This window comes from Shigella sp. FC1967, assembly GCF_001743005.1.
In the GTDB taxonomy this organism is placed as follows: domain Bacteria; phylum Pseudomonadota; class Gammaproteobacteria; order Enterobacterales; family Enterobacteriaceae; genus Proteus.
On the sequence record NZ_MIIZ01001136.1, the window covers coordinates 1 to 692 of the forward strand.

At 53.0% G+C, this 692-nt stretch carries 1 protein-coding gene; it reads left to right on the forward strand.

Features of this window, described 5'->3' with window-relative positions; translation table 11 throughout:
- The coding region (locus BHE89_RS19315) for a DNA methyltransferase (protein WP_286146357.1) at positions 1-692 on the forward strand (692 nt) is incomplete at both ends.

Consider the following 692-nt stretch of genomic DNA (forward strand, 5'->3'; position numbering starts at 1 on the left):
AAATTGGCAAGGCAAAGGTCAAGCGGAGCAAGCTGAAAAGACAGATACGCTGGTATCAGCAAACCCTTAAGTCGATGAACCTTCTCCAGAAGGTGGACGGCGAGCGGGGTGTCTGGGAGCTCTCAAGCAAAACCAAGAAGGGCCTGCATGAAGCGCTTGGTGGCATTCGACTTGTCGCCTATTCAACAAATCTTGGGCTGGCGGTGTGGTCAAACAACAAGAGCTTTTTCTCTGACCTCGATGAGCCGGTGCATCTGTGTGTGACATCTCCGCCGTTTCCGCTCCGAATACAGCGTGGCTATGGAAACGTTGATGAAGCCAAATGGGTGGATTTCATAACCCAGGCGCTCGAACCGATAGTCAAGAACCTGGTGCCAGGAGGAAGCGTTGTCCTGAATGTCAGCAATGACATCTTCGAGGCCAAGAGCCCCTCCAGATCTCTCTATGTTGAAAGAATGGTGCTGGCGCTCCATGATCGGCTCGGGCTGTCTCTCATGGATAGATGGCCGTGGATCAACCTGTCAAAACCACCAAGTCCAACCCACTGGGCTTGTGTGAACCGTTACCAGTTGTGTGCCGGGTGGGAGCCTGTTTATTGGTTCACCAACGACCCTGACAGGGTGCGTTCTGACAACAGAAGGGTCCTGATCCCTCATACAGAGAAACATCAGAAGCTGATGGCTCAAGGGGGG